Genomic DNA, 25,910 nt, shown 5'->3' on the forward strand with positions numbered 1-25,910 from the left:
GAATTTGATAAAAAACCGTCTTGTTAACGCAAAACTAACATGAGGAATCGGGGTAACCGTATTGAATTTCCATTTATTTTGCAGTAAAATTGACTGAAAAGATGGCACGAAATAATTTTTTCCGGTTTAAACAGTTTTTGATTATTCAGGAGAAAGCCGCGATGAAAGTTGGGATCGACGGTGTTTTGTTGGGCGCCTGGGCTAATTTTGACGGGGAGAAACGTGTGCTGGATGTTGGTACCGGAACCGGTTTGCTGGCTTTAATGGCGGCTCAGCGATGTTACGCTTCCATTGATGCGGTAGAGCTGGAACCTGAAGCGGCAGCCGAGGCGCTGGCAAATTTTAACAGGTCCGCCTGGAAATCCCGGATCAGGCTGGTTGTTTGCGCCTTTCAGGATTTTGAGGCTCAGGAAAAATATGATCACATCATTTCAAACCCGCCCTTCTTCGAAAATTCGCCAAAATCAGCAGACAGCAAGCGTGCACAGGCCCGCCATTCCGATAGTCTGGCATGGCCTGATTTACTGGAAAGGGCAAAAAAAATGCTTGCCGAAAACGGAAAGATCAGCCTGATTCTTCCGGCGGATCAGGAAGGGCGGCTACGCTTCTTAGCCTGTGATCTGGGCTTGTATATCAATCGCTTTTGTCCGGTTCTGCCCGATGAAACGCGCGAGCCGCACCGGATTCTGGCCGAATTATCCTGCTCGCCGGGGCAGGCTGACGGATATCGGGTGATTATCCGGAATTCGGAATCGGCTGAATATACCGATCAATACCGCGAATTGACCCGTGATTTTTACCTGGCCTTTTGAAATTGATTGTCGGGCTGAGCTGGCACGACCTGTCAAATCAAAAGCATAAATGGAGCAAATGTTTTCTCCATCTGTTTGGCAAACCTTTCAATGGATACGTGATCCACTTTATTGACCGACCGATCCGCTTTCGCTACTTTTTTTACGACTATTTTTTCCAGAAACCCCATCTTTTCAAAATTGAACTCGCCACCCAGGATGGCTTCGGCTTTGGCGTACTGATGCAGCTTTTCGGGGAACGCATGGCTCAGTTGACGGGTGGCCTCTTTCCCTTCGTGCATACAACAAATAAATAAGCCGATTTCTTTTTGCGTGAGCTGATCGAGATTGTTCAGACAAAAGTCGCGAACACGGCGTTGTATTTGCCCTGCATGGATGGAGCCACCGATAATCACCCGGTCGGATTGGCTGAAATCAGGATGCTTGTCTTCTTTTAAATGATGAAGTACCACTTCGCCGCTTAGCTTGCCTGCCAATTCATGAACGACCTGCTCGGTGCATCCGTGAGTTGACATAAAGATGATCATCGTTTTCATGGCATGGAGATTTTCGATCAAAATTAAAGACTTGCGACAGAACAAATGGTCTTTTTATCGGTTAAGGATGGAAAATAACCGGCAAGATCAGATAAATAAGGATGAAAATGTCTTTTAAGCAGAAATGATTATCTTTGCCTCCCAAAACAAGAACAATGTCCATCGAATTGAAACAGGAAATCAGAATTGATGAAAGCTTTTACAAGGTAAAAGAACTCAGGAGACTTACCGACGAAACCTTTTCGTTGCGTTTACCGAAAAGCCGGTTCAAATACCGGGCGGGACAACACATTTCGCTGGGTATCCTGGGTGATTACCAAAGCAGGGAATATTCCATTTACAGCGGCGAAAATGACGAATACCTGGAAGTGTTGGTGAAAGAAGTGAAAGACGGGTATTTTACACCGAAACTGAGTAAGCTGAAGCCTGGCGATCTGGTAGAAGTAAACGGGCCGTTTGGCAAGTTCCGCATGGATGAAAAAAAGGTGGCCGACCATAAATTTGTGTTTATTGCCAGCGGTACCGGTATTGCGCCTTTCCGCAGCATGGTGCGGACCTACCCCGGGCTGGATTATCAGCTCATTCACGGCGTACGCTACGGGAACGAAGCTTACGACCGGGATGAGTATGCCCCCGACCGCTATGTGCTCTGTACGTCGGGCGATAAAACCGGGCAGGTGCACGGCCGGTTGACGGCATACCTGAAAAAAGCAGACTTTGACAAGCATACGCAGTTTTACCTTTGCGGAAACAGCAATATGATCTTTGATGCGCTTGAAATCCTCAAAAACAAAGGATTTGAGCGTGACCAGATTCAGTGCGAAGTGTATTTTTAACATGATGAAATACCACTTAATTACATTGGGTTGCCAGATGAACCTGTCTGACAGCGAGCGGGTAGCCGCCGTGTTGGAACAGATGGGCTATATACGCACCGAAAATGAAGAAGAAGCGAACCTGCTGGGCATGCTGGCCTGTTCGGTTCGGCAAAAGCCAATCGATAAGGTATATAATAAAATTGCGCAGTGGAACCGGTGGAAAAACAGGCGGAACCTGATTACCTTTCTTTCGGGTTGCGTACTGGCGGCCGATAAGGAAAAATTGCTTAAACAGTTTGACCTTATTTTCCAGATGAGCGAGCTGAGCCAGTTTCCGGATATGATCCGCAATTACGGGGTGGTAAATGCGGCCTCGCTGCAGGCCCCCAAACCGGTGATGCCGAAAAATGAACACATCGCCGACCTGTGGCATATCAAACCGAAATACCAGTCCAAGTACGAAGCGTTTGTGCCCATTCAGAATGGCTGCGATAAGTTTTGCACTTTTTGCGCGGTGCCATACACCCGGGGACGCGAAGTGTCGCGCCCGTCGGCAGATATTGTGAATGAAGTAAAACAGCTTGTCCGTCAGGGTTATAAGTCCATTACGCTGCTGGGGCAAAATGTAAATTCGTACGGACTGGATAAAAACGGCGAAGAAATTAGTTTTGCCGGATTACTGCGTCAGATCGGAGAGTACGGTAAAATTTCGGGCGAAGAGTTTTGGGTATATTTTACTTCGCCGCACCCGCAGGATATGACCCGTGAAGTGATCGAAGTGATAGCCGAATATCCCTGCCTGGCCAAACAAGTTCACTTGCCCATGCAAAGCGGCGACGAAAAGGTGCTGATCAAGATGAACCGCCGTCATTCGATGGATAAATACCGGAAGATTGTATCCGATATCCGGGAACTCATTCCGCAGGCTACCCTGTTTACCGATATCATTGTTGGTTTTACGGGTGAAAGCGAAGCCGAATTTCAAAATACGGTGGCGGCATTTCACGAATTCAGATTTAATATGGCTTACATCGCCATGTATTCGCCGAGGCCGGGTGCTACCAGCTATCGTTGGGAGGATGAGGTATCGCAGGAAGACAAGAAAGACCGCTATCACCGTTTGTCTGAAGTGATGAGAATCCATACCCGGGCTTACAACGAGCAGTTGGTTGGCAAAACCCTTCGTTTGCTGGTAAACGGAACCGACCGGAAAACAGGCTTCACAACCGGGTTAACCGAAGGAAAACTGACCGTTCGTTTAAACCGAAAAGCGCCCGAACTGATGGGGCAAATCATCGATGTGAAAATTACCTCGGCAGCCGACTTCTCGCTGAGCGGAGAAACGGCCTCGGCCTTTGTGCCGGAGATGGAAGGAGAAAGATGAATGATAAATTGAAACAACAGGCTCAAAGAGACAGTGAATGTGTTATGGATCAGAAAATCATAGAAGCGACCGGCCAGCTTAACCATTTCGACGCAGGGGAAGGAAAAGCCCGCCGGATCGCCTTTAAAACCCTGGGCTGCCGCCTGAATCAATACGAAACCGATGCCCTGGTGTCCGATTTTGATAAAGCCGGGTACGAGGTGGTTGATTTTAAAGAACAGGCCGACGTGGTGGTGGTAAATACCTGCACGGTAACCAACCAAAGCGATCAGAAATCGCGGAACATGATCAGCCAGGCTGCGCGTAACAACAGCGGCTCGGTGGTGGTGGTTACCGGTTGTATGGCCAATCATTACAAAGAAAAACTCGAGGGGGAGAATAAAATCACCTACGTGGTCGAGAACAACCGGAAGGGCTCTATCCTGAACCTGGTTGATGCCCATTTTGGCGGTGAAATTCTTCATCCCGAAAAACTGGAAGCCGATGTGTTTCATTTCAACCCGGTCGATAAAAGTTTACATACCCGCAGCGCCATTAAAATTCAGGACGGCTGCGATAATTTCTGTACCTTTTGCATCATACCAACCGTACGCGGAAGGGCCGTCAGCCGTCCGTTGCCGCAAATTATTGAAAATGTGCAGCAGACTCTGTCCAACGGCTTTAAAGAGTTGGTAATTACCGGGGTAAACATTGGCCGCTACGAGTGGGAAGGCAAGTCTTTTGAAGATGTGCTGGAAGCCATTCTCGCTGTTCCCGGTGATTTCCGCATCCGGATTTCTTCGCTCGAACCCGATGGTTTCGGCGATCGTTTTTACGATTTGTTCGACCATCCGAAACTGGCGCCGCACCTGCATTTGTGTTTACAAAGCGGCTCCGACAAGGTGCTGCTGCGTATGCGCCGCATGTACGATTTCAACCGTTTCAAAACCATAGTTGAACGTTTCCGGGCGAAATATCCCGGCTTCAATTTTACCACCGACCTGATCGTGGGCTTCCCGGGCGAAACCGAAGAGGATGTACAGGAAAGCATCGATGCGGTGAACAAGTTCGGGTTCGGGCATGTACATACTTTCAAATATTCCGTACGCAAAGGTACCCGCGCCGAACGAATGGATGGTCAGGTTCCGGAGAAACTGAAAAACGAACGTTCGGCCCGTGTCCGCCTGGCCTCGGAAACGAACCGCGAAAAATATCTTTCTTCCCTGATCGGGAACGTGCAAACCGTGCTGATCGAAACCATCGATCAAAAAGGATATGCTGCCGGTTACGGCGAACATTATGTGCCGGTGCGATTTAAAGCCAGTGGGTTACAAAAGAACACCTTCCACAAAGTCATCCTGAAAAAAATCGAAGGAAAGGGCGAACATGCCCGGCTGACAGGCGAGTTAATCGCTTTATAACATCCGGTTTGGCGTATCTTTTATAAAAGTAATACGTACTTTTGAAGCGGTAAAGCCATCTAATATGTATCATAGCGATCAGGTTATTTGGGAAAATATTTGTAGCGGGAATGTCGGTTCGCTGCGTATCCTCCATGATCGTTATTACTTTCAGCTCTGTCATTTTGCCAACAGGTATATGCATGATTTGTCGGTTTCCGAAGAGTTAGTGTCTGATTGTTTTTTGAAATTGTGGTCTCATAAAGAGCGGATTTTCATTCAGAAATCGGTTAAAGCCTATTTGTATTTCATGGTGAAAAATCAACTCATTGATTATTCCCGGAAAAAACAACAGGACTTGATACAGGTAACAGAGGCATTACCTGACTTTCCGGATGAGGAGCAGATGGACAGGCAGGATTATTATGCCTACTTGTACCGGGCGGTAAACCGGCTTCCTGAACAACGAAAGAAAATTCTGGAGATGGCGGCTTTCGACGGACTTAGCTATAAAGAAATTGCTTCCCGCCTGGATATCTCGGTAAATACGGTAAAAACACAAATGGGGCGCGCCTACCGGTTCCTGAAAGAAGAGCTTGATCCCCGAAACCTGTTGTTGTATGTCCTGTTTGGGCGGAGGGATTAAAAATTTCAGAAAAAACCTTCCTTCGCTGTCACCCTCGCGTTTTTCTTTTTACGTCTTATCAATAAGAAATCGTGAGTAATGGACAAAAATGATCAAACATTCTGGCAATTAGTCGCATCGGCGCTGCATCGCGAACCGGAGGAAGCGGAACTGCCCGATTTTTTGGAACTAACGGATGAAGCACATCACGGCTCATTTCAGAAAGCCCAAAACATCCGACATGGGCTGAATGAAATTAAGACGGTAGGTGGAATAAACAGCGAATCTTCCTGGAAATCAATCCACCGTAAAATCCGGATCAGTAAATTAAAAAGTTATAGCCTGATCGTATCAAAGTATGCTGCTGTGATTTTGATCACACTGCTCGTCGGTCATCTCCTGCGTTCTGCCGGCGACCATAACAGGCCGGTCCAGTATGCCGAAATTGAAGTCGCCGACGGACAGATGAGCCATATGACCTTGTTTGACGGCACCGAAGTCTGGCTGAATTCCGGGACCCGGTTTAAATATCCCAACCAGTTTAATCAAAATCAACGAGAGGTTTATCTCGAAGGCGAAGGCTATTTCAGGGTGACGCCAAATAAAAAACTCCCGTTTAAAGTAAAAACCAACCAAATGGAGGTTGAGGTTTTGGGAACCTCATTCAATATTTCAGCCTATGGGGACGAAGCCGGTCAGTCGGTGGTTCTGGAAGAAGGCAAAGTGCAGATTAACCGGGCGAACGGGGAAAAGCTGCTGGAACTTTTTCCGGGGCAACGGGCCGAACGGCATTCAGCCTCTGAAAAATTTGTGGTTGAGCATGTACGGACCGACGATTTCACCGGCTGGAAAAACGGCATCATCGTATTCCAGGATGAAACCCTGGCCGGGATTGCCGGCAAGCTCGAACGCTGGTACAACGTGGAGGTCCGGTTTATATCGCCCGGCTTGGAGCAGTATAAAATTACCGGGACCATTTTGCGAAATAAACCGATCCATCAAACGCTTCAGGCCTTTGAACTGCTGGCCCCTATTCAGGCCGAATACCTTCCGCAACCCAATTCAAAAGACATCATAAACATTCGAAAAAAGTAATGCCTATGCGGAAAAACAAAAGGCGGTGAAATGCTGCGAACATTCCACCGCCGGTTTAATTAAAACACAAGTGTTTCATATTAAAAACAACCAAATTTATGAAAAAACATCGAGAGTTTCACTGCAACCTCAGGTTGCGAAAAAAGATCGTGCGTATTATGAAGCTGACTACTTTACTCATCCTGACACTTTTTATGAGTGTCCATGCCACCGGTTATTCACAGGCCACCAAGCTAAACCTCAGCCTGAAAAACGAATCGCTGGTCGAAGCGCTTAAACAAATAGAAGACCAATCGGAATTTTATTTCTACTACAACAACGACGATGTGCTCGGAATCCGGGATATTTCGGTCGATGCCAAATCCAAAAACATCGACGAAGTCCTTAGCCAGTTGCTTCAGAACACCGGTCTCGACTACAAAATGATCGACCGCTATATTGTGATCAAGCGGAAAGAGGCGTCGGAGCATTCTGTATTTGGCAGCCAGCAGAAACCAATTAACGGAAAGGTGACCGATTCAGCCGGGCTGCCCTTGCCGGGGGTGACGGTGGTCGTAAAAGGGACAACTACAGGAACTATTACAAATTTAGAAGGAAATTATTCCCTCCCCAATATTCCCTCAGACGGAACACTTGTATTTTCATTCGTAGGGATGAGATCGCAGGAGGTCTTTGTCGGGATGCAATCAGTCATTAATGTTTCCTTTCAGGAAGAAACAATCGGGTTGGAAGAAGTGGTGGCCGTGGGTTATGGCACCCAAAAGAAAGTGAACCTGACGGGCGCTGTGGGAAATGTTACGATGGAAGACTTGGAAAGCAGACCTTTGACTAATTCCAGTGTTGCTCTTCAGGGAAAAGTTTCCGGAGTTTATGCCCTGCAAAAATCCGGGAAACCGGGCGGCGACGATGCCGTGATCAATATTCGCGGCGTAGGGACACTGAATAACAGCGACCCGTTGGTGTTGATCGATGGTTTTCCAGGAAACATGAATGATGTAAGCGCCAGCGACATCAAATCCATTTCAGTGTTGAAGGATGCTTCATCTGCTGCAATTTACGGGAATCGGGCGGCAAACGGGGTGATTCTGATTACCACCAAACGAGGATCAGTTGGTAAAATGACTGTTTCGTACAATGGATATTATGGTGTTCAGGCAGCTACCTCGTTGCCGGATGTGTTTAATTCGGTAGAATACACCACGTTGTACAATGAAGCAGCTGTTAATAGCGGGATGCAGCCCAGATATACGGCTGAAGATATCCAGAAATATGCATCCGGTACCGATCCGATGTATCCGGACATCAACTATTTTGATGTGTATTACGATAAAGCAAAAATTCAAAACCATCGTGTAAATATTAATGGGGGAACGGAAACCCTTCAATATGCCTTCATGCTGGGATATTTGGATCAGGAAGGTATCTTGGTTGGCACCAACTACGAGAAAGTCGATTTCAGGTCGAACTTCGACTCTTATTTTCTGAAAGATAAAAAGCTCAGGTTGTCGGCCCGCCTGTCGGGCAATAAGGGTAACACCAACGAGCCAACCGACGAATGGAATGCCAAATGGTATGCTGCAACAGCTCCCAACTGGCCTTTGAAAAATACCAGCGACCAGTGGATTGCAGTCATCGGAGAACGCAACTTCTACGGTGAGATTATGGAGGGGAGTACCCGTAAAATTGATCGTTACGTTTTCAACTCTCAAATTGAAGGCGAATATAAAATTGCTGAAGGATTAAGCGCTCAGATCACTTATGGATATAATGTTATTCATTCAAATTCAAATTCATTTCATGCAAACGTACTTCTGGCCAATCTGGATGGAAGCACCCGCTACCTGACTTCTGACCTGACCGAACGGAATGATCTGAACACCCAGACGTTGCTCACTTCGTTGCTTCGTTATGAAAAGAAGTTTGGGAAACATGAATTGAATGTTCTCGCCGGTTATTCCGAAGAAGAATTTAACTGGAAATGGAGCAGTGGCTACCGATCAAAGTTTATTAACAATACCCAGCGGATTCTTAATTTGGGAGACCCGTCTACAATGCAAAATAATGCAGGGGCATACGATCTGGGACTGCAATCTGTTTTTGGTAGGATAAACTATATTTTCGCGGAGAAGTATCTTTTCGAAGCCAATATACGCCGGGATGGTTCTTCCCGTTTTGGTGAAGATTTTAAATGGGGAACTTTTCCTTCCTTCTCTGTCGGCTGGATCATCTCAGAGGAAAGCTTCCTGAAAAACCAGGATTGGTTGGACATATTGAAAATCAGGGGTTCCTGGGGGCAATTGGGTAACCAAAATATCAACACCTACTATGCAGCCAGCGATATCCTTAATACTGGGGTGAACTACACAACCGGCGGCGGACTCAATTCGGGAGTGGCTGTAACCAGTATGTCTAACAAACAAACCACCTGGGAAACCTCTGAACAAACCAACTTTGGTGTGGACTTTAGCTTTAACAGAAATTTCGATATTACTCTCGACTACTTCTCTAAAAAGACAAATGATATCCTGATCCAGGTTCCAATTCCGATTACCATGGGTAACCTTACCCCTCCCTATCAAAACGTTGGCGAGGTTAAAAACCGTGGACTTGAATTGTCTGCCACTTACCGGAAGACATTCACGAATGGACTAAAATTCAACTCAACCCTCAGTCTCTCCCATATCAAAAATGAAATCACAGATCTGTATGGCCGTAGCCCTATCATTAACGGTGCAACAGCATTAGTCGAAGGATCGGCCATCCATTCTTTTTATGGATATAAAATGGATGGCATTTACCAAATCTCTGATTTCACATGGCAAAACAACAGCGACCCTTCCATTACTCATGCTGACCGGAATTATGTACTCAAAGATGGCGTCGTTTCGGTGGCTAACTTTACAGCTACTCCCGGCGATGTTAAGTACCGCGACATTAGCGGCGACGGGGTGGTATCGATGGATAAAGACCGGACGGTGATCGGCAAACAATATCCCGATCTGGCCTATTCGTTGCAACTGAACCTGGATTGGAAACAGTTTGATTTGGGCTTATTCTTCCAGGGATTATCCGGGATTGATGGCTATACCTATTATGAAATTGCTGTGCCCTACAGTGGGGCGGCCTCCAACAATGGTGCCTGGTGGACCAATCGCTGGACACCGGAGAACCCGACGAACGAGCTGCCAAAATTGACCTTGGATGGGGTACGAAGTAATATTCATTCCGAACTGTACATGGAAGATGCTTCTTACCTGAGGTTGAAGAATATTGAATTGGGATACACCCTGAGTCAGCGGCATATATCAAAGCTTGGTATCAGTAAAGTCCGCATTTACGGAAACGTACAAAATGCGTTCACCATTACAAATTACAAGGGATTCGATCCGGAACAGACAACTGATGAGACCCGCGCTCAGGCTTATCCTCAGGTTCGTATTGTTACGCTCGGCTTAAATGTTAATTTCTAAAATTGATAGGCAATGAAAAAACTACATATCATTACATTAATCGTGTTATTTGGCTTGTTGGGTGGTTGTCAGGAAGGTATTCTGGATAAAACCCCGCTGGATCGATTGTCTCCTGATACTTTCTACGAAAACGAAAATGAGTTAAAGATGGGTTTAATGGGCGTATATAACGGATTGAGAGAGAATGATACGCCAATCCACTGGTTTCAGTTCGATTTTATGTCGGATGACGCATTTTGTCATCATGCCTGGCAAGGTTCCATGGAATTTGGATCCTGGACCCATAATTCAAGCAGTTGGGCAACAGGTGCAAAATGGGCACGGGCTTATACATTGATTGTTCGGGCAAACACCTTTCTGTCAAATTTGGAAAACGCACCGGTAGGCGATGATATTAAAAGGCAAATGGAAGCCGAAACCCGTTTCCTCAGGGCTTTTATATATGCGGATTTGATTCATTTTTACGGTGATGTTCCACTGATTATGGCTGTTCAAACCCTGGACGAATCGAAAGTAAGCCGAAGTCCAAAAAGCGATGTGTTGACCAAAGTGTTGGAAGATTTGGATTTTGCCGCTCAAAACCTGCCGCTGACTTATTCCGGCTCAGATGTAGGCAGGGCAACCAAAGGAGCGGCATTGGCCTATAAAGCCCGGACGCTTCTTTATAATGAAAAATGGACCGAAGCAGCTGTCGCTGCCAAAGCGGTAATGGATCTGGATGTTTACGATTTGTTTCCCGATTACGAAGGCATTTTTCTGGAAGAAAATGAAAACAATGTGGAAGTCATTTTCGATATTCAGTACATGAAAGACCTTAGTCCTCAGCCTTGGCCAAGTTCGGCCCTTTCATTCGGCGAGTGGCCTACTCCGAATATTGCAAGCAGCCTGATCGATTCGTATTACATGACGAATGGTTTGCCTATTAATGCTCTTGGTGCCGGATACAGTACTCAAAATCCGTTTGCCAATCGCGATCCGCGTTTGGCAGCAACGGTGGTATTACCTGGTTCTGCCATGGGAACCCGAACATTCATTCCGGCAAATGATGAGGTGTTGACCGGCGCCCGCCCAAGAAAATATGCTGATTTGTACACGACTGACAGGAATAATTGTGCAATCAACACCATTAAACTGCGTTATGCTGATATACTGTTAATCAGGGCAGAGGCATTAATTGAGTCAAATAGCATTTCGCAGGAAGTGTATGATCTGATCAATGATGTCAGAGGCCGGGTGAATATGCCGCGTATTGAAGATGTGGAGGGAACAGGCTTATCCCAAAGTGAACTGCGGAATATTTTAAGACATGAACGTAGAGTCGAATTTCCGATAGAAGGACTTCGTTACGAGGATATGTATCGCTGGAAAGATCAAAGTTTGGTACACGATGTTTACGGGTACAATACCTCGAAATTATCGAACCCGAACAACCTTTCCCAATGGGTGTTCGAGCAGGTGAAAGTGGCCACCCGCGGTTTCGATCCGGCTAAAGGATGGCTATGGCCTATCCCGCAAACAGATATCCAAAATAACGAAAATCTGACACAGAATTCGGGTTATTGATATCTGTGATTAAAAAGGAGGTGAAGTCCAATTGAAAAAAGAACGGACTTCGCCTCTTCTATTTATGCAACCTGACTAATACATTTTAAAACTGAAGTTTATGGTTTGTCCGCTTAGGTTCAACGGGCTTTTGTTTTCTTTTTTTATTGCTGTAGGTTTGACAAATGCCCAACCCAAAAATCCGTTCGGCCATCCGCTTGTTCCTGATATGATTGCCGATGCCAGCATACATGTATTTGACAGTGTCTTTTATTGCTACGCCACAACCGACGGCTACGATCAGGGATTGGAAACCTCCGGTCCACCGGTGGTATGGAAGTCAAAGGATTTTGTAAACTGGAGTTTTTCGGGGTATTTCTTCCCTTCTGCAGTGGGGCAGAAATACTGGGCGCCCAGCAAAGCGGTGGCTGCCAATGGGCAATACTACATTTACCCGACAATCAATGAATTTATGTACCCTGCTGTTGCCGATTCGCCTGACGGGCCTTTTAAACTTGCCCAGGAACCAGATACGTTTTATTTGCCATACACCCCGGCAACATTCCTGAAACCGAAGAACTCAAAGCCCCCGTACGGAATCGATGCAGAAATTTTTATCGATGACGATAGCCAGGCGTACGTTTTCTGGCAGCGCAGACATGCTGCCAAATTACATGCAGATATGGTTACGGTTGATACTTCATACACCATTATTCGGACACCGCATCAGGGTTATTCTGAAGGGCCGATATTTTTCAAACGGAATGGTGTATATTATTATCTGTACACGCTTGGAGGAGATGAAAAGTACCAGTATGCCTATGTCATGAGCAGGGTGTCGCCACTGGGTCCATTCGAGTACCCTGAAAATGACATTATTTCCACGACGAATTATGAGCACGGAGTTTATGGCCCCGGTCATGGGTGCGTGTTTAATTTACCGGGAACAGATGAGTACTATTTTGCGTATCTGGAATTTGGGCGGAGCAGTACGAACAGGCAAACCTATGTCAACAAACTCGAATTTAATGACGACGGGACCATTCGCCCGCTGGACCTGACACTTGACGGTGTCGGTGCGCTTTACCCAATTCTTCAGGAGAAAAAAATAAGGGTGCTTAGTTCGCAGGTGTCGAGCGTTTATCCGGATTTGGATATTAAATTCATGAAGGATTCGTTGTTTCGGCGGACTGAGTCCTTCGTTTCGAAATTCGCTTTTGACGGCGCTAACGGATCGCGCTGGATGGCTTTGCCTGACGATAACGATTGCTGGATTATTGCTGACCTTGGGAAAAGCCAAAAAATCAAACGCAGCGAGGTTTATTTTGTGCGCCCAACTGCCGGACATGCTTATACTCTCGGATATTCTACCGATGGCAAAACATGGAAGTCGTGTGGGGGACATTCCGATATTAAAGTTCAATCGCCCCATGTTGATAATCTGAACATTAAAGCCCGGTATTTGCGGGTGAATGTCACAGATGGTGCTAAAGGTATCTGGGAATGGAACATTTACTAAAGGGAAGCTAATCAGAAAGTCTCATCAATATGGATAAAATCAAACTCACCTTATTACTTGCTATTTTTTATGCAATAACTTCCGTCCTGAAAGCCCAACCTTCTGAAAAGTGGGGTGACCAGGGCGACGGGACTTACGTAAATCCCATTGTCCCGGCCGACTTCAGCGATCTCGATGCCATTCGTGTGGGAGATGATTATTATGCCATTTCATCCACTATGCAATATTCTCCGGGTATGGTGATATTGCATTCAAAAGATATGGTTAACTGGGGAGTTATTGGACATGTAGTCGATGATCTTACGCGCATAAGCCCCGAGCTAAACTGGGACAGGATGAATTGTTACGGTAGGGGTATTTGGGCCGGTTCAATCCGGTATTACAAAAATAGGTTTTGGGTATATTTCGGAACGCCCGACGATGGCTTTTTTATGAGTTCGGCAATTGATCCTGCCGGGCACTGGGAGCCGCTCCACCAGGTTTGGAATGTTTCAGGGTGGGACGATTGTTGTTCGTTCTGCGACGATGATGGACAATTGTATTTCATCGCCACCAACTTTGATCTCGACCCAAAAAACAATAAAAAATACAACATTCACCTGTTCAAAATGGCGCCTGACGGGAAAAGTCTGATCATGGAGTCTGATACGATTATTTACCAATCCCAAGGGAGCGAAGCCAATAAATTGTATAAAATCAATGGGTTGTACTATCACTATTTTAGCGAAGTGAAGGACGAGGGCCGGGTAATCATGATGGGACGTTCAGAGAACCTTTATGGACCATGGGAAGTTAAACAATTGAACCATGTTGACCCGAAGAATGATAGAGAACCCAATCAGGGAGCTTTATTAGAGAGTGCATCCGGAGAATGGTATTTTCTGACACATCACGGTACAGGAGGACACTGGGAAGGTCGGGTAGTAAGTTTACTACCGGTGATCTGGATGGACAGGTGGCCAATAATTGGTGAGGTCGGCAAAGATACTATCGGTCAGATGGTCTGGTCCGGCCTTATGCCCATTGAAAAAGACTGCAAACATGGGTTTCAAACCAGCGATGACTTTAATTTGCCGAAATTGAATGTCCAATGGGAATGGAATTACCAACCAAGGACAGATAAATGGTCTTTAACTGATCGCAAAGGGTTTCTGCGCCTCTACGCTTTTAGACCGATCAGGCCCGATGATAGTACCCGAATCATCCTCAGGGCTGGAAATACCATAACGCAACGAGTCCTGCGCACGAAGAAGAGTGTGGTTACTGTAAGGATGGATATCAGTAACATGGAAGATGGGCAGTACGCCGGAATCACCCACCTTTCAACCGAAAGTTACAGTATGTTCGGCGTAAAACAGGAAAACGGCGGACGGCACCTTGTTTATGAATGCAACGGGGAAGCCAGCCGGGGGATCAAACTCACCGGGAAATATGTGTGGTTCAAATCGAAATGGGACTACAACGGTGTTAATCAATATTTTATCTGTACTAACGGGAAATCTTATGTGCCTTTTGGCGATAGTTCACAGCTCACCTGGGGAAGCTATCGGGGCGACCGGATCGGAATCTTTAACTACAATATCAAAGGAGAAAAAGGTTATGTGGATGTTGACTGGTTTAGGTATGATTATTTGAAATAATATATGGTTTTTTTGTTTTGGTAAATGAGACTGGTTTTGTGGAAATAAGTTAGAATAGTCTCGGTCAATTCATCGCCTATGAGGTTTTTCAGTATTTGTATTCAATATGGGATTACTCGGTTGTAAAAAACAAATGTATTTTGTACTTTTAAAATTTTCAACTCAAAAACTAAACATAAACGATCGAATAAAATGAAACTTTTGAACTTAATCTTGTCTATCTGCCTCCTTGCGTCCTTTTCTTCCTGCCAGTCCCCAACGAAACCCGAACCCTTTGTCAAAGGCGAGTTTAAAACCTGGGCCCAAACCCCGCCAATGGGCTGGAACAGTTGGGATTGCTATGGCCCAACGGTTGAAGAACACGAAGTAAAAGCGAATGCTGATTATATGGCCGATAAGTTGAAAGATTTCGGCTGGGAATATATCGTCGTGGATATCCGCTGGTTTGTGGAGAACGATAAAGCCGGCGGCTACAACCAAACTGACCCGCGTTACGTGATTGATGAATATGGCCGCTACCAGCCAGCCGTTAACCGCTTTCCTTCGGCTGCCGACGGCAAAGGGTTTAAAGAACTGGCTGACTACATTCACAGCAAAGGGCTGAAGTTTGGTATTCACATCATGCGCGGAATTCCGAAAGTGGCGGTGGAGCAAAAATTACCTATCAAAGGAACCGACGGCATTACAGCCGATCAGATTTATTCCACCGAACTGCAATGCCAGTGGCTGCGCGACAATTATACCATTGTTGCCGACAAACCCGGCGCGCAGGAATATTACAATTCCCTTTTTGATTTGTATGCCGACTGGGAAATCGATTTCATCAAGATTGATGACTTGTCGCGGCCCTATCATCAGGCTGAAATCGAGCTCATTCGCAAGGCCATTGACCAGTGCGGACGCCCGATTGTGTTGAGCACGTCGCCGGGAGAAACGCCGATTGAAGCTGCTGATCATGTTCGCGAACATGCCAACATGTGGCGCATGGTGGACGATGTGTGGGACACCTGGAACCACATCACCCACCTCATGGATATTAGCCGGAAATGGTACCCTTACATTGCGCCGGGCACCTGGCCCGACTGCGACATGATTCCGCTGGGACGCATCTCTATCCGCGGTGAACGCGGTGAAGACCGCATGAGCCGCCTGACGGGGGACGAACAGTATTCGCTGATGACGCTGTTTACCATTTTCAAATCGCCCCTGATGTTTGGCGGCGATCTGCCTAGTAACGACGACTTTACCCTGTCTCTTTTAACCAATCAGGAAGTGTTGCGTATGCACCGCGAAAGTGTGGATGTTCGTCAGCTGTTTCGGGAAGACGGGAAAGTAGGCATTGTGTCGAAAAACCCGAACAGCGGTGAAATATACCTGGCGCTGTTCAATATTTCCGACAACGAAGAACCACTTGACTTGTCAGTTGATCTGACAGAGCTGGGTTTTGATACGGAATGTACGGTGACCGATATGTGGAGCGGCGAAGTGTTGGGAACGGTTTCGGGTATCTTTAGTCATTCGTTGGCTGCCCATGCCTGCGGCTTATTCAAGTTAAACCAATAATGCGACCGACTACTACTCAATTACATGATGATGAAAAGAATTTATTTATCACTGGTACTGCTTGCAGCTAACCTGCTTCAACCCGCTTTGGCGAATGAACCCGACTCGGCTTACCTGTTCACCTATGCAACCGTGAAAAACGAAGGCAAAAACGGACTGCACTACGCCTGGAGCCTTGACCGGAGAAACTGGCAGGCCGTTGGCCCCGAGTTCCGTTTCCTGTTTTGCGATTTCGGAACCTGGGGTTCGCAAAAACGCATGCTGACTCCCTTTTTGTTTTGGGACAAAGCCGGAAACTGGCACGCCATCTGGAGCCTGAACGAGGAGGTGGGGCAATTTGCCCATGCGCAAACCAGCGATTTGTTTACCTGGGATCCGCAGTCATACCCCGAAGTAATGGAGCAGGGAAATGTGCAGCAACCCGAAGTTTCGTTTCAACCCGAAATCAATGCTTATAAAATTACCTGGCTGAGCGGCAACGATCAAAAAGTGTATCAAACCACTACCTCCGACTTTAAAACCTATACGCCAACGCTTGAGGGAACTGCTGCCGACCGGCTGAATATTCGGGAAGAAGTTTGGATAGACGGCGAAAAACAGTTGGGTGTAGTAAACAAGGTACCGTGGAAACTGATTGACGGCGCCATTAAATTTTACGAGTTGAGCCAATACAAGGCGAAGCTGAACGACGAAACCCTGCGCGACGACGTCAGCCGTTTTGCCGGGCTGAAACCCTTGACGGCAACCATTACCTCCCAACCCGAAAACAGCAAGGCCATCAGCGATATGCTGATCGGTATTTTCTTCGAAGACATCAACTACGCGGCTGATGGAGGCTTATATGCCGAACTGGTGCAAAACCGGGGCTTCGAATACAGCCCGGCCGATACCAAAGGCCGCGACCAAAACTGGAACAGCAAAAAAGCATGGAGCTTCAGTGGGGCTGAATACGGCTTTATAATCGACACGATTGCTCCGCTTCACCCCAGCCAAAAGCGCTATGCTTTATTGACAATTTCGAAAGTGGGGGAGGCTTTGGAAAATGAAGGCTTCGACGGGATTGTACTGAAAACCGGTGACAAATATAATTTTTCGGTTTTTGCCCGTGGTATCGACGGTGCCAAAGGGAAACTGCTGGTTCGTTTGGTGGACGAAAATGGGAAAGTTGCAGGCGAAGCAACAACCAGAGCGATTTCGGGCGACTGGAAGAAGCAGGAGCTGGTGCTGACCCCGGCCACTACCGTTTCAAATGCGAAATTGCAGATCATTCCGCAATTTGTCGGGAAAGTGGCTTTGGATATGGTTTCGCTCTTTCCGCAGAAAACCTTTAAAAACCGCGCCAATGGTTTGCGTGCCGACCTGGCCGAAACCATTGCCGGCCTGCACCCGCGCTTCGTTCGTTTTCCCGGCGGCTGCGTTGCCCACGGCGACGGTCTCGGCAATATTTACCGTTGGAAAAACACCATCGGCCCGTTGGAAACACGCAAGACCGACCGGAACATCTGGAACTATCACCAGTCGATGGGACTGGGTTATTTCGAATACTTCCAGTTTTGCGAAGACATTGGAGCTGCGCCGCTACCTGTTATTGCTGCTGGTGTACCTTGCCAAAACTCGTCGTGCGGCGGGCACGGACAACAGGGTGGAGTGCCGATGTGCGAAATGGACGCGTTTGTGCAGGATATTCTTGATCTGATTGAATGGGCCAACGGTGACAAAAACAGCAAATGGGGAAAACTGCGCGCACAGGCCGGTCATCCCGAACCCTTCAACCTGAAATACCTTGGCATTGGGAATGAGGATTTGATTACCGATATTTTCAAAGAACGTTTCGAAATGATCTATAAGGCCGTCAAAGAAAAGCACCCGGAGATTACGGTGATCGGTACCGTCGGACCATTTTCGGAAGGAACGGACTACCGGGTTGGCTGGGATTTTGCAAGCAAACTGGGTGTGCCGATGGTAGATGAACACTACTACCAACCTCCGGGATGGTACCTGAACAATCAGGATTACTACGACCGCTACGACCGCTCGAAACCGAAAGTGTATTTGGGCGAATACGCTACGCACATTCCGGGACGTAAGCTGAACATGGAAACCGCCTTGTGCGATGCCCTGCACCTGATCAATGCGGAGCGCAATGCCGATGTGGTATACATGACTTCGTACGCGCCGCTGCTGGCCAAACACGGTCATACGCAGTGGAATCCCGATCTGATATATTTCAATAACACCGAAGTATTTCCCACAACGGATTACTATGTGCAGGTACTGTTCGGACAGAACGCAGGCGATGAATACATCGCTTCGCAAATCCATCTTTCCGATGGCCGGAACGATGTAAAAAAGCGCGTGGCTTCCTCCTTGGTTCGCGACAACAAAACCGGCGATTACATCCTGAAGCTGGCCAACCTGTTGCCGGTGGCAGTAAATGCAAAAATCGATCTGTCCGGTCTTCCGGTAGCGGAAGGCGAGGCGGTGTTGAGCGTGCTTCAGGGTGATCCGGCTGATGAGAATGCCCGGCCCGAGAACAGCCGCATTTCGGTTGCGCCTGAATTTGAAATTAAATTGCCGGCCTATTCATTTTCAGTCATCCTAATGAAGGCCAGGTAGTAGGTAAAAGGTCATTCCGTGCGGCAGTTGCCGGACAGCATGACGATCGCCACACTAACACATATTCAAAAGTCTAATATGACTACTTTTATACTCAATACGATGAACACGATGAAATCGAAATTTTTTGGCCTCCTTTTCGCGAGTTTTGCTGGCGTCAGTTCGCTCTTTGCTCAAGGGGGATTTGGACAGGCTGAAAAGATGAACCAAAACTGGAAGTTTGTTCTGCAGGATGTGGAAAACGGAGAGCAAGTCGATTTGAACGACCAGTGGTGGCAGACCGTTGATTTACCACACGACTGGAGCGTCAAGCAACAGCTCAGCCCAACACTGGCCAGCGCTACGGGCTATTTGCCGGGAGGTATCGGTTGGTACCGGAAACAACTTTTCGTGCCAAAGGAGCGCGAAGGCAAAAAAGTGTATTTGTATTTTGAAGGAGTATATAACCGCAGCGAGGTATTTGTAAATGGTGTATCGCTCGGAAAACGACCCAACGGTTACATCTCGTTTATGTACGATGCCACACCTCATATCAAATACGGCGAAGATAACCTGGTTGCCGTCCGGGTGGATCACAGCCAGTCGGCCGACTCGCGCTGGTACACCGGCTCGGGCATCTACCGCGATGTGTGGCTGGTTTATGCCAATCCGGTTCACCTCGCACAATGGGGCGTTTATGCCTGGCCCGAAAAGCAAAAAAAGGGCTATCACCTGAATATTGAGGTTGAGGTAGAAAACGGCAACAGCCAATCTTCGGTTTTAACCATTCAAAATGAATTGTTTTCGCCCGATAACAAGCTGGTGGCTAAATCTTCTGAAAAACTGAAGGTTGAAGCAAACCAATCCGGGAAAGTTCAATCCCAATTAAAAGTTGCCAGCCCGGAGCTTTGGTCGCTTGAAAATCCATCCTTGTATGTTCTAAAAACATCCGTTTATCGCAATGGCCAGTTGGTAGATGAAACCAGTACCCAAACGGGCTTTCGCCATTTCACATTCGATGCGGACAAGGGATTTGCCTTGAATGGTGAATGGATGAAGATCAAAGGCGTGTGTCTGCACCATGATGCCGGCGTACTCGGTTCTGCCGTGCCCCGCGAAGTGTGGGAACGCCGCTTGCGTACGTTAAAAGAAATCGGTGTCAATGCCATTCGTACCAGCCACAACCCGCAGGCTACAGATGTGTACGAGCTGTGCGATGAGCTGGGTTTATTGGTGATGAATGAAGCTTTTGACGAGTGGGAATTTCCAAAACGCAAGTGGCTTCAGGGATGGAATGTCGGAACGCCTGGCTTTCAGGGCTCCTTCGATTTTTTTGAAGAATGGGGCGAACAGGATTTGGCCGACATGATACGGCGCGATCGGAACCACCCCTCAATTTTCGCCTGGAGCATTGGCAATGAAGTGGATTATCCGAACGATCCGTATTCGCATCCTGTTTTGGATGGCGGTGGCGAAACCGGATTTACCCAGCCTATTTTTGGCGGCTTCAAAGAAGATGCGCCCGATGCGATGCGCCTGGGCGATATTGCCAAACGCCTGGTGAAAGTGGTGAAACAATACGATCAGTCGCGGCCAACAACTGCCGGATTGGCCGGTGTGGCCATGTCCAACCAAACCGCGTACCCCTTTGCTTTGGATATTACCGGTTACAACTACACCGAAAGTTTGTACGATAGCGACCACGCAAAATATCCCAACCGGGTGATTTTTGGCAGCGAAAACCGGCACGACCCGGAAGCCTGGAAAGCGGTCACGTCCCGCGAGTTTATCTTTGGTCAGTTCCTGTGGACGGGTATTGATTATTTGGGTGAATCAGGTCGATGGCCGTCGCGCGGTTTTTATTCGGGCTTGCTCGATTTTGGTGGTTTTATCAAACCCCGCGGCTATTTCCGGCAGTCGCTGTGGTCGGAAAAGTCGATGGCTTATTTGGGAACCTATCCCACACCGGGTCGCGGCAGCCAAAGCCAGATGAAAGACGTTTGGTCGCAACTGGAAGCCGAACAAGCCGGTGGAAACCAGGCAGAACGAGTGCCTTCTATGGATGCCTGGCCCATCTGGAATTACGGCGAAGGCCAGTTGATCCGGGTGGTTTGTTACACGAACACGGCTTCGGCCAGGCTGCTGTTAAATGGCGAGCAAGTTGGCGAACCACAAAATTATAACGAAAAGACCGGCATGATTTTTTGGGACATACCCTATGCTCCGGGTAAGATCGAAGTGGTCGGAATGGACAAAAGCGGTAGACAAGTGAGCCATTATGCCGTTCAATCTTCCGGGCGGCCACACGCCATCAAAGTGATTGAAAGTGACGAAAAAATGGAACGGGGAGCAGTTGCTCAAGTAGCCATCCAGATAGTGGATGAAGCCGGAATCCCGGTGATGCTGTCGGATGATGAAGTGACCTGCCTGATTGATGGCGATGCGCGTCTGCTGGGACTGGAAGCCAGCAACAATTCTGATATGTCTGACTATTCCGACAATAAACAACGCGTATTTCATGGACGGATGATCGCTTACATCCAGCTTGGTGATACTCCGGGTGAAATCAAACTGAGATTTTCGGCAAACTGGCTGAAATCAGCCGAAATGAAATTAACAATTCAATAAAACGATAAAGACCAATTCGATGAAACAGAAAAAACAATTCACTGTTCTGATAGCCTTGCTGCTCGCCGTCTTTGCCTTATTTAGCTCATGCAACCAACCTGAATCGGCCGGTGACGAGCTGTCTGCCTACCTGTTTGTCTATTTTACCGGCAACGGCCCGGGCGAGGAAGCTATCCGTTTTGCCGTGAGCATGGATGGCTATAACTACCGCGCCCTGAACCACAACGAGCCCATCCTGGATTCGAAAGCGATCAGTACCTCGGGAGGCGTACGCGACCCGCACATCTTGCGCGGCGCCGACGGCTGGTTTTACATGGTGGTCACTGATTTGTATGTCCCTGAAATGGGCTGGAAAAACTACGCCATGGTACTGCTGAAGTCGAAAGACCTGATTAACTGGGAGTCGTCGAAAGTGAATATTCCGGAAACTTTTCCCGAAGAATTTGGCGATGTTTGGCGGGTTTGGGCGCCGCAGACTTTCTATGATGAAACGACTGGAAAGTATCTGATTTACTTTTCGATGAAGCAGGGCGACGATCCCGATATTATTTACTATGCCTTTGCCAACGACGATTTCTCAGGCCTGGAAGCTGCACCCAAACAGCTGTTTTTCAGTCCGACAAACAATGCGGCTATCGATGGCGACATCATTTTGAAGGATGGAACCTATCACTTGTTTATGAAATCGGAAGATGGCGAACCGGGTATTAAGCTGGCCCTTTCGGACAAACTAACAGAAGGATATGAATTGGTGAGCAACGAACGGGTAGATTGCGAAGATCGTCCAGTTGAAGGAAGCGGCATCTTTAAACTGATTGGCTCGGACGAGTACATTTTGATGTACGACGTGTACACCAGCGGGCGGTACCAGTTCACCAAAAGCAGCGACCTGAAAAACTTCTCGGTGATTGATGAAGCGGTTACGATGAACTTTCATCCGCGCCACGGAACGGTGATGCCGATTACCGGCGGAGAGTTGAAGCGATTGATAGCGCAGTGGGGGCAGCTTGACGACTTGCTGGAAACCACTTCTTCCAAAGTGAAACAGCAGAATGTCGTGATCAACGGAAATGAAAAGACGATTTATTTACCTGTAAAGCGGGGGACTGATTTGTCAGCTTTCGATCCGGGATTTGCCGTCTGGCCGGGCATTGATTTTCAACCTAAAGGACCACAGGATTTCTCGCATGGTCCCGTAGGTTACACCTTCAACATCGAAAGTCACGGCGAAGTGATTTACCAGGTTTCAGCTTCGGAAGACCACAACCCGGTATTGGAGGGCTTTTATGCTGACCCCGAAATCCTGTATGCCGAAAAAACCGGAAAATATTACCTCTACCCAACCAGCGACGGTTTTATGAACTGGAGCGGCACGTTCTTCAAAGTTTTTTCTTCGGATAACCTGGTTGACTGGACCGACGAAGGCGTCATTCTGGATCTGAAAAAAGATGTGAGCTGGGCCGACCGCAACGCCTGGGCGCCCTGCATCGTCGAAAAGAAAATTGACGGCGAATACAAGTATTTCTACTACTTCACGGCTGCCCAAAAAATAGGCGTGGCTGTGGCCGACAACCCCACCGGACCGTTTGTTGACAGCGGCCAGGCATTGATCGATTTCAAAACGCTGGGCGTGAACCGTGGGCAGGAAATCGATCCAGATGTGTTTACCGACCCGAAAACCAATAAAACTTACCTCTATTGGGGCAACGGCTATATGGCCGGCGCTGAGCTGAATGACGATATGGTTTCGCTGAATATGAAAACACTGAGGCAATTTAATATCGACAACACTTACCGCGAAGGAACTTATGTCATTTACCGTAATGGCACCTACTATTTTATGTGGTCGGAAGACGACACCCGCAGCCCGAATTACAAAGTGCGTTATGCGACTTCGGACTCGCCGCTGGGGACGTTGACGATTCCCGGAAATAACATCGTCATTCAGGGCGATCCGGAAACCAGGATTTTTGCTACCGGGCATAATTCGGCCATTCAGGTTCCGGGCAAAGATGAATGGTACCTGGTGTATCACCGGTTTACCCGTCCCAAAGGAGTCGACATGCCTCGCGGGGCCGGAGGTTTTCATCGTGAAGTGTGTATCGATACACTGGAGTTCGGTAACGATAGAAAAATCATCGAAGTGAAACCGACCTTGAAGGGAATCTCCGGGATTGAGTAAGGCGGGGCAGTTGACAGTTTACAGTTGCCAGTTATCAGTTACCAATAACCAATAACCAATCCATCATCTAAGTTCTTTAATCTTTTTATATTCATATCTTATGCAAATAAACAAGCTTTCATCAATTCTTTTTTTGATCCTTTTTGCGGCTTGTGCCCCAAAAGGTCAGGAAGCCGAAACCATGCAGCCGGATTATCCGATCACGGGCATCTCTTTTAACAAGGTGCATCTGGACGACCACTTCTGGTTGCCGAAAATCGAAATCAACCGCACGGTTACTATTCCGGCATCCTTTGCCAAATGCGAAGAAATGGGACGGATGGACAATTTCCTGATCGCCGGCGGCCTGATGCAGGGTAAAACCAAAGGCGAAATGCCATTTGACGACACCGATGTGTATAAAATCATCGAAGGCGCCTCATATTCGCTGACGACAACACCTGATCCGAAGCTGGATGCATATCTGGATTCAGTCATCAACCTGATAGCCATCGGGCAGGAAGACGACGGTTACCTCACCACCTGGAAAACGATCGATCCCACGGTGTCGCCTGCATCCTGGTGCCCGCCGGGCGGCCGCTGGGAAGGCCTGGCCTCGAGCCACGAACTTTACAACAGCGGCCATTTGTTTGAAGCCGCTGCCGCGCATTTCCAGGCTACCGGGAAGACAAATTTTCTGGATATCGCCACAAAAAATGCCGACCTGCTTGTCAATGTGTTCGGTCCCGGAAAAAGTCCGGAAGTGCCCGGGCACCAGATCGTGGAGACCGGCCTGATCAAACTTTACCTGATTACGGGTAAAGCAGATTACCTGGCCCTGGCACGTCATTTTCTCGATCAACGAGGAAAGCCGGAATTGCGCGGAACCTGGGGGCCCTATAACCAGGACCACCAGCCGGTGACCGAACAGGATGAAGCCGTTGGTCATGCCGTGCGCGCTGCGTATATGTATGCCGGGATGACCGACATTGCTGCTTTATATGATGATGAAGCCTACCGAAACGCGGTAAATCAAATCTGGGAAAACGTGGTGTATAAAAAGCTGTATATTACGGGGGGCATCGGTTCGCGCCACCAGGGCGAAGCCTTTGGCGAAAACTATGAATTGCCCAACCTGACTGCTTACAACGAAACCTGCGCGGCCATTGCCAACGTGTACTGGAATTACCGCCTGTTTTTGCTGCACGGCGACGCAAAATATATCGATGTCCTGGAACGCAGCCTTTATAACGGGGTAATCTCGGGCGTCGCGCTTGACGGGAAAAACTTCTTTTATCCTAACCCGCTGGAGTGCGATAGGCACTATCATTTTAACAGCGGCGGCAGCCTGACCCGCGAACCCTGGTTCGACTGCTCGTGCTGCCCCACCAACCTGTGCCGGTTTATGCCGTCGGTACCCGGCTACATTTATGCCCAAACCAACGACAGGATGTATGTGAACCTGTTTATCCAAAGTTCAACCGAAATGGAAATAGATGGGAGCAGAGTTGCCATTAGCCAGGAAACCAATTATCCTTGGGAAGGCGACATCAAATTAACGGTTTCTCCCCCAAAAGAAACCCGCTTTCCCCTCTGTCTTCGTATCCCCGGCTGGGCGGTGAACCAACCGGTTCCGGGCGATCTGTACAGCTACACCGCTGCCGGTGAACAGGCGCCCGTGATCCTGGTAAACGGCGAACCGGTTGAGGCGAAAAAAGAACATGGTTATGCCGTGATCGACAGGGCGTGGAAAAAGGGCGATGTAGTTGAATATTCCCTCCCGATGGAGGTGAAAAAGGTGAAAGCCAATGAACTGGTAGCGGAAAATCGCGGTAAACTGGCACTTGAACGCGGTCCGGTGGTTTTTTGTGTCGAAGAAGTGGATAACCCGGAAATTGATGCCCTGGATTTTTCAGTGAATACCCGGTTGACTGCCGCTTTTGTTCCGGAACTGCTGAACGGCGTTTTAACGGTTACGGCACAAAACGACGACGGCAGCATGCAGTTTGCGGCTATTCCTTATTACGCGTGGAACAACCGCGGCGCCAATAAAATGAAAGTCTGGCTGCCGGAAGAATAGGCGAAGTCATTCATTTTTTGTTAACGGGTTAATACGGTTTTTTTCAAAGATCATGGTATCTTC

General features: G+C 47.8%; 16 protein-coding genes. 15 read left to right on the forward strand and 1 reads right to left on the reverse strand.

What is annotated here, in order from left to right; genetic code table 11:
- The first annotated feature begins 101 nt into the window (after positions 1-101).
- On the forward strand, positions 102-812 hold the full coding sequence (locus tag ACOIT5_RS10530; protein WP_423130430.1) for a tRNA1(Val) (adenine(37)-N6)-methyltransferase: 711 nt from the start codon (positions 102-104) through the stop codon (positions 810-812).
- A gap of 32 nt (positions 813-844) precedes the next feature.
- Here ACOIT5_RS10530 and ACOIT5_RS10535 read toward each other — a convergent pair whose 3' ends face one another.
- Positions 845-1,348, reverse strand: a complete 504-nt coding sequence (locus tag ACOIT5_RS10535) for a flavodoxin domain-containing protein (RefSeq protein WP_423130431.1) — start codon at positions 1,346-1,348, stop codon at positions 845-847.
- A gap of 155 nt (positions 1,349-1,503) precedes the next feature.
- On the opposite strand from ACOIT5_RS10535, the gene ACOIT5_RS10540 reads away from it, so the two are divergent.
- The 14 genes from ACOIT5_RS10540 to ACOIT5_RS10605 all read left to right on the forward strand — a co-directional run bounded on the left by ACOIT5_RS10540 (position 1,504) and on the right by ACOIT5_RS10605 (position 25,847).
- Complete coding sequence (locus tag ACOIT5_RS10540; RefSeq protein ID WP_423130432.1) at positions 1,504-2,184, forward strand: ferredoxin--NADP reductase; 681 nt, start codon at positions 1,504-1,506, stop codon at positions 2,182-2,184.
- Position 2,185: 1 nt separating this feature from the next.
- Entirely contained in the window at positions 2,186-3,550 is a 1,365-nt protein-coding gene (gene miaB / locus ACOIT5_RS10545) for a tRNA (N6-isopentenyl adenosine(37)-C2)-methylthiotransferase MiaB (RefSeq protein ID WP_423130433.1), read from the forward strand.
- A 44-nt stretch (positions 3,551-3,594) separates the two neighbouring features.
- Positions 3,595-4,950, forward strand: a complete 1,356-nt coding sequence (gene mtaB / locus ACOIT5_RS10550; RefSeq protein WP_423130434.1) for a tRNA (N(6)-L-threonylcarbamoyladenosine(37)-C(2))-methylthiotransferase MtaB — start codon at positions 3,595-3,597, stop codon at positions 4,948-4,950.
- A 64-nt stretch (positions 4,951-5,014) separates the two neighbouring features.
- A complete protein-coding gene (locus tag ACOIT5_RS10555) occupies positions 5,015-5,575 on the forward strand; it encodes an RNA polymerase sigma-70 factor (RefSeq protein WP_423130436.1) in 561 nt (186 codons plus the stop codon).
- A 78-nt stretch (positions 5,576-5,653) separates the two neighbouring features.
- Complete coding sequence (locus tag ACOIT5_RS10560) at positions 5,654-6,649, forward strand: FecR family protein (RefSeq protein ID WP_423130437.1); 996 nt, start codon at positions 5,654-5,656, stop codon at positions 6,647-6,649.
- 98 nt (positions 6,650-6,747) lie between these two features.
- Entirely contained in the window at positions 6,748-10,119 is a 3,372-nt protein-coding gene (locus ACOIT5_RS10565; RefSeq protein ID WP_423130438.1) for a TonB-dependent receptor, read from the forward strand.
- A gap of 12 nt (positions 10,120-10,131) precedes the next feature.
- The gene (locus ACOIT5_RS10570; RefSeq protein WP_423130439.1) at positions 10,132-11,682 is read left to right on the forward strand and encodes a RagB/SusD family nutrient uptake outer membrane protein; all 1,551 of its coding nucleotides are present in this window, start codon (positions 10,132-10,134) and stop codon (positions 11,680-11,682) included.
- 100 nt (positions 11,683-11,782) lie between these two features.
- Entirely contained in the window at positions 11,783-13,180 is a 1,398-nt protein-coding gene (locus ACOIT5_RS10575) for a family 43 glycosylhydrolase (protein WP_423130440.1), read from the forward strand.
- 29 nt (positions 13,181-13,209) lie between these two features.
- A complete protein-coding gene (locus tag ACOIT5_RS10580) occupies positions 13,210-14,820 on the forward strand; it encodes a glycoside hydrolase family 43 protein (protein WP_423130441.1) in 1,611 nt (536 codons plus the stop codon).
- 192 nt (positions 14,821-15,012) lie between these two features.
- A complete protein-coding gene (locus ACOIT5_RS10585) occupies positions 15,013-16,383 on the forward strand; it encodes a glycoside hydrolase family 27 protein (protein ID WP_423130442.1) in 1,371 nt (456 codons plus the stop codon).
- 30 nt (positions 16,384-16,413) lie between these two features.
- A complete protein-coding gene (locus ACOIT5_RS10590) occupies positions 16,414-18,999 on the forward strand; it encodes an alpha-L-arabinofuranosidase C-terminal domain-containing protein (RefSeq protein WP_423130443.1) in 2,586 nt (861 codons plus the stop codon).
- 78 nt (positions 19,000-19,077) lie between these two features.
- Positions 19,078-21,606: a sugar-binding domain-containing protein gene (locus tag ACOIT5_RS10595; RefSeq protein WP_423130444.1), complete on the forward strand. Its 2,529-nt coding sequence runs from the start codon at positions 19,078-19,080 to the stop codon at positions 21,604-21,606.
- Between the two features lie 19 nt (positions 21,607-21,625).
- On the forward strand, positions 21,626-23,788 hold the full coding sequence (locus tag ACOIT5_RS10600) for a family 43 glycosylhydrolase (protein ID WP_423130445.1): 2,163 nt from the start codon (positions 21,626-21,628) through the stop codon (positions 23,786-23,788).
- A gap of 100 nt (positions 23,789-23,888) precedes the next feature.
- Positions 23,889-25,847: a glycoside hydrolase family 127 protein gene (locus ACOIT5_RS10605; protein WP_423130446.1), complete on the forward strand. Its 1,959-nt coding sequence runs from the start codon at positions 23,889-23,891 to the stop codon at positions 25,845-25,847.
- Positions 25,848-25,910: the final 63 nt, after the last annotated feature.

The sequence above is a fragment of the Gaoshiqia hydrogeniformans genome (assembly GCF_049347105.1).
GTDB classification, from domain to species: Bacteria; Bacteroidota; Bacteroidia; order Bacteroidales; family Prolixibacteraceae; genus Gaoshiqia; species Gaoshiqia hydrogeniformans.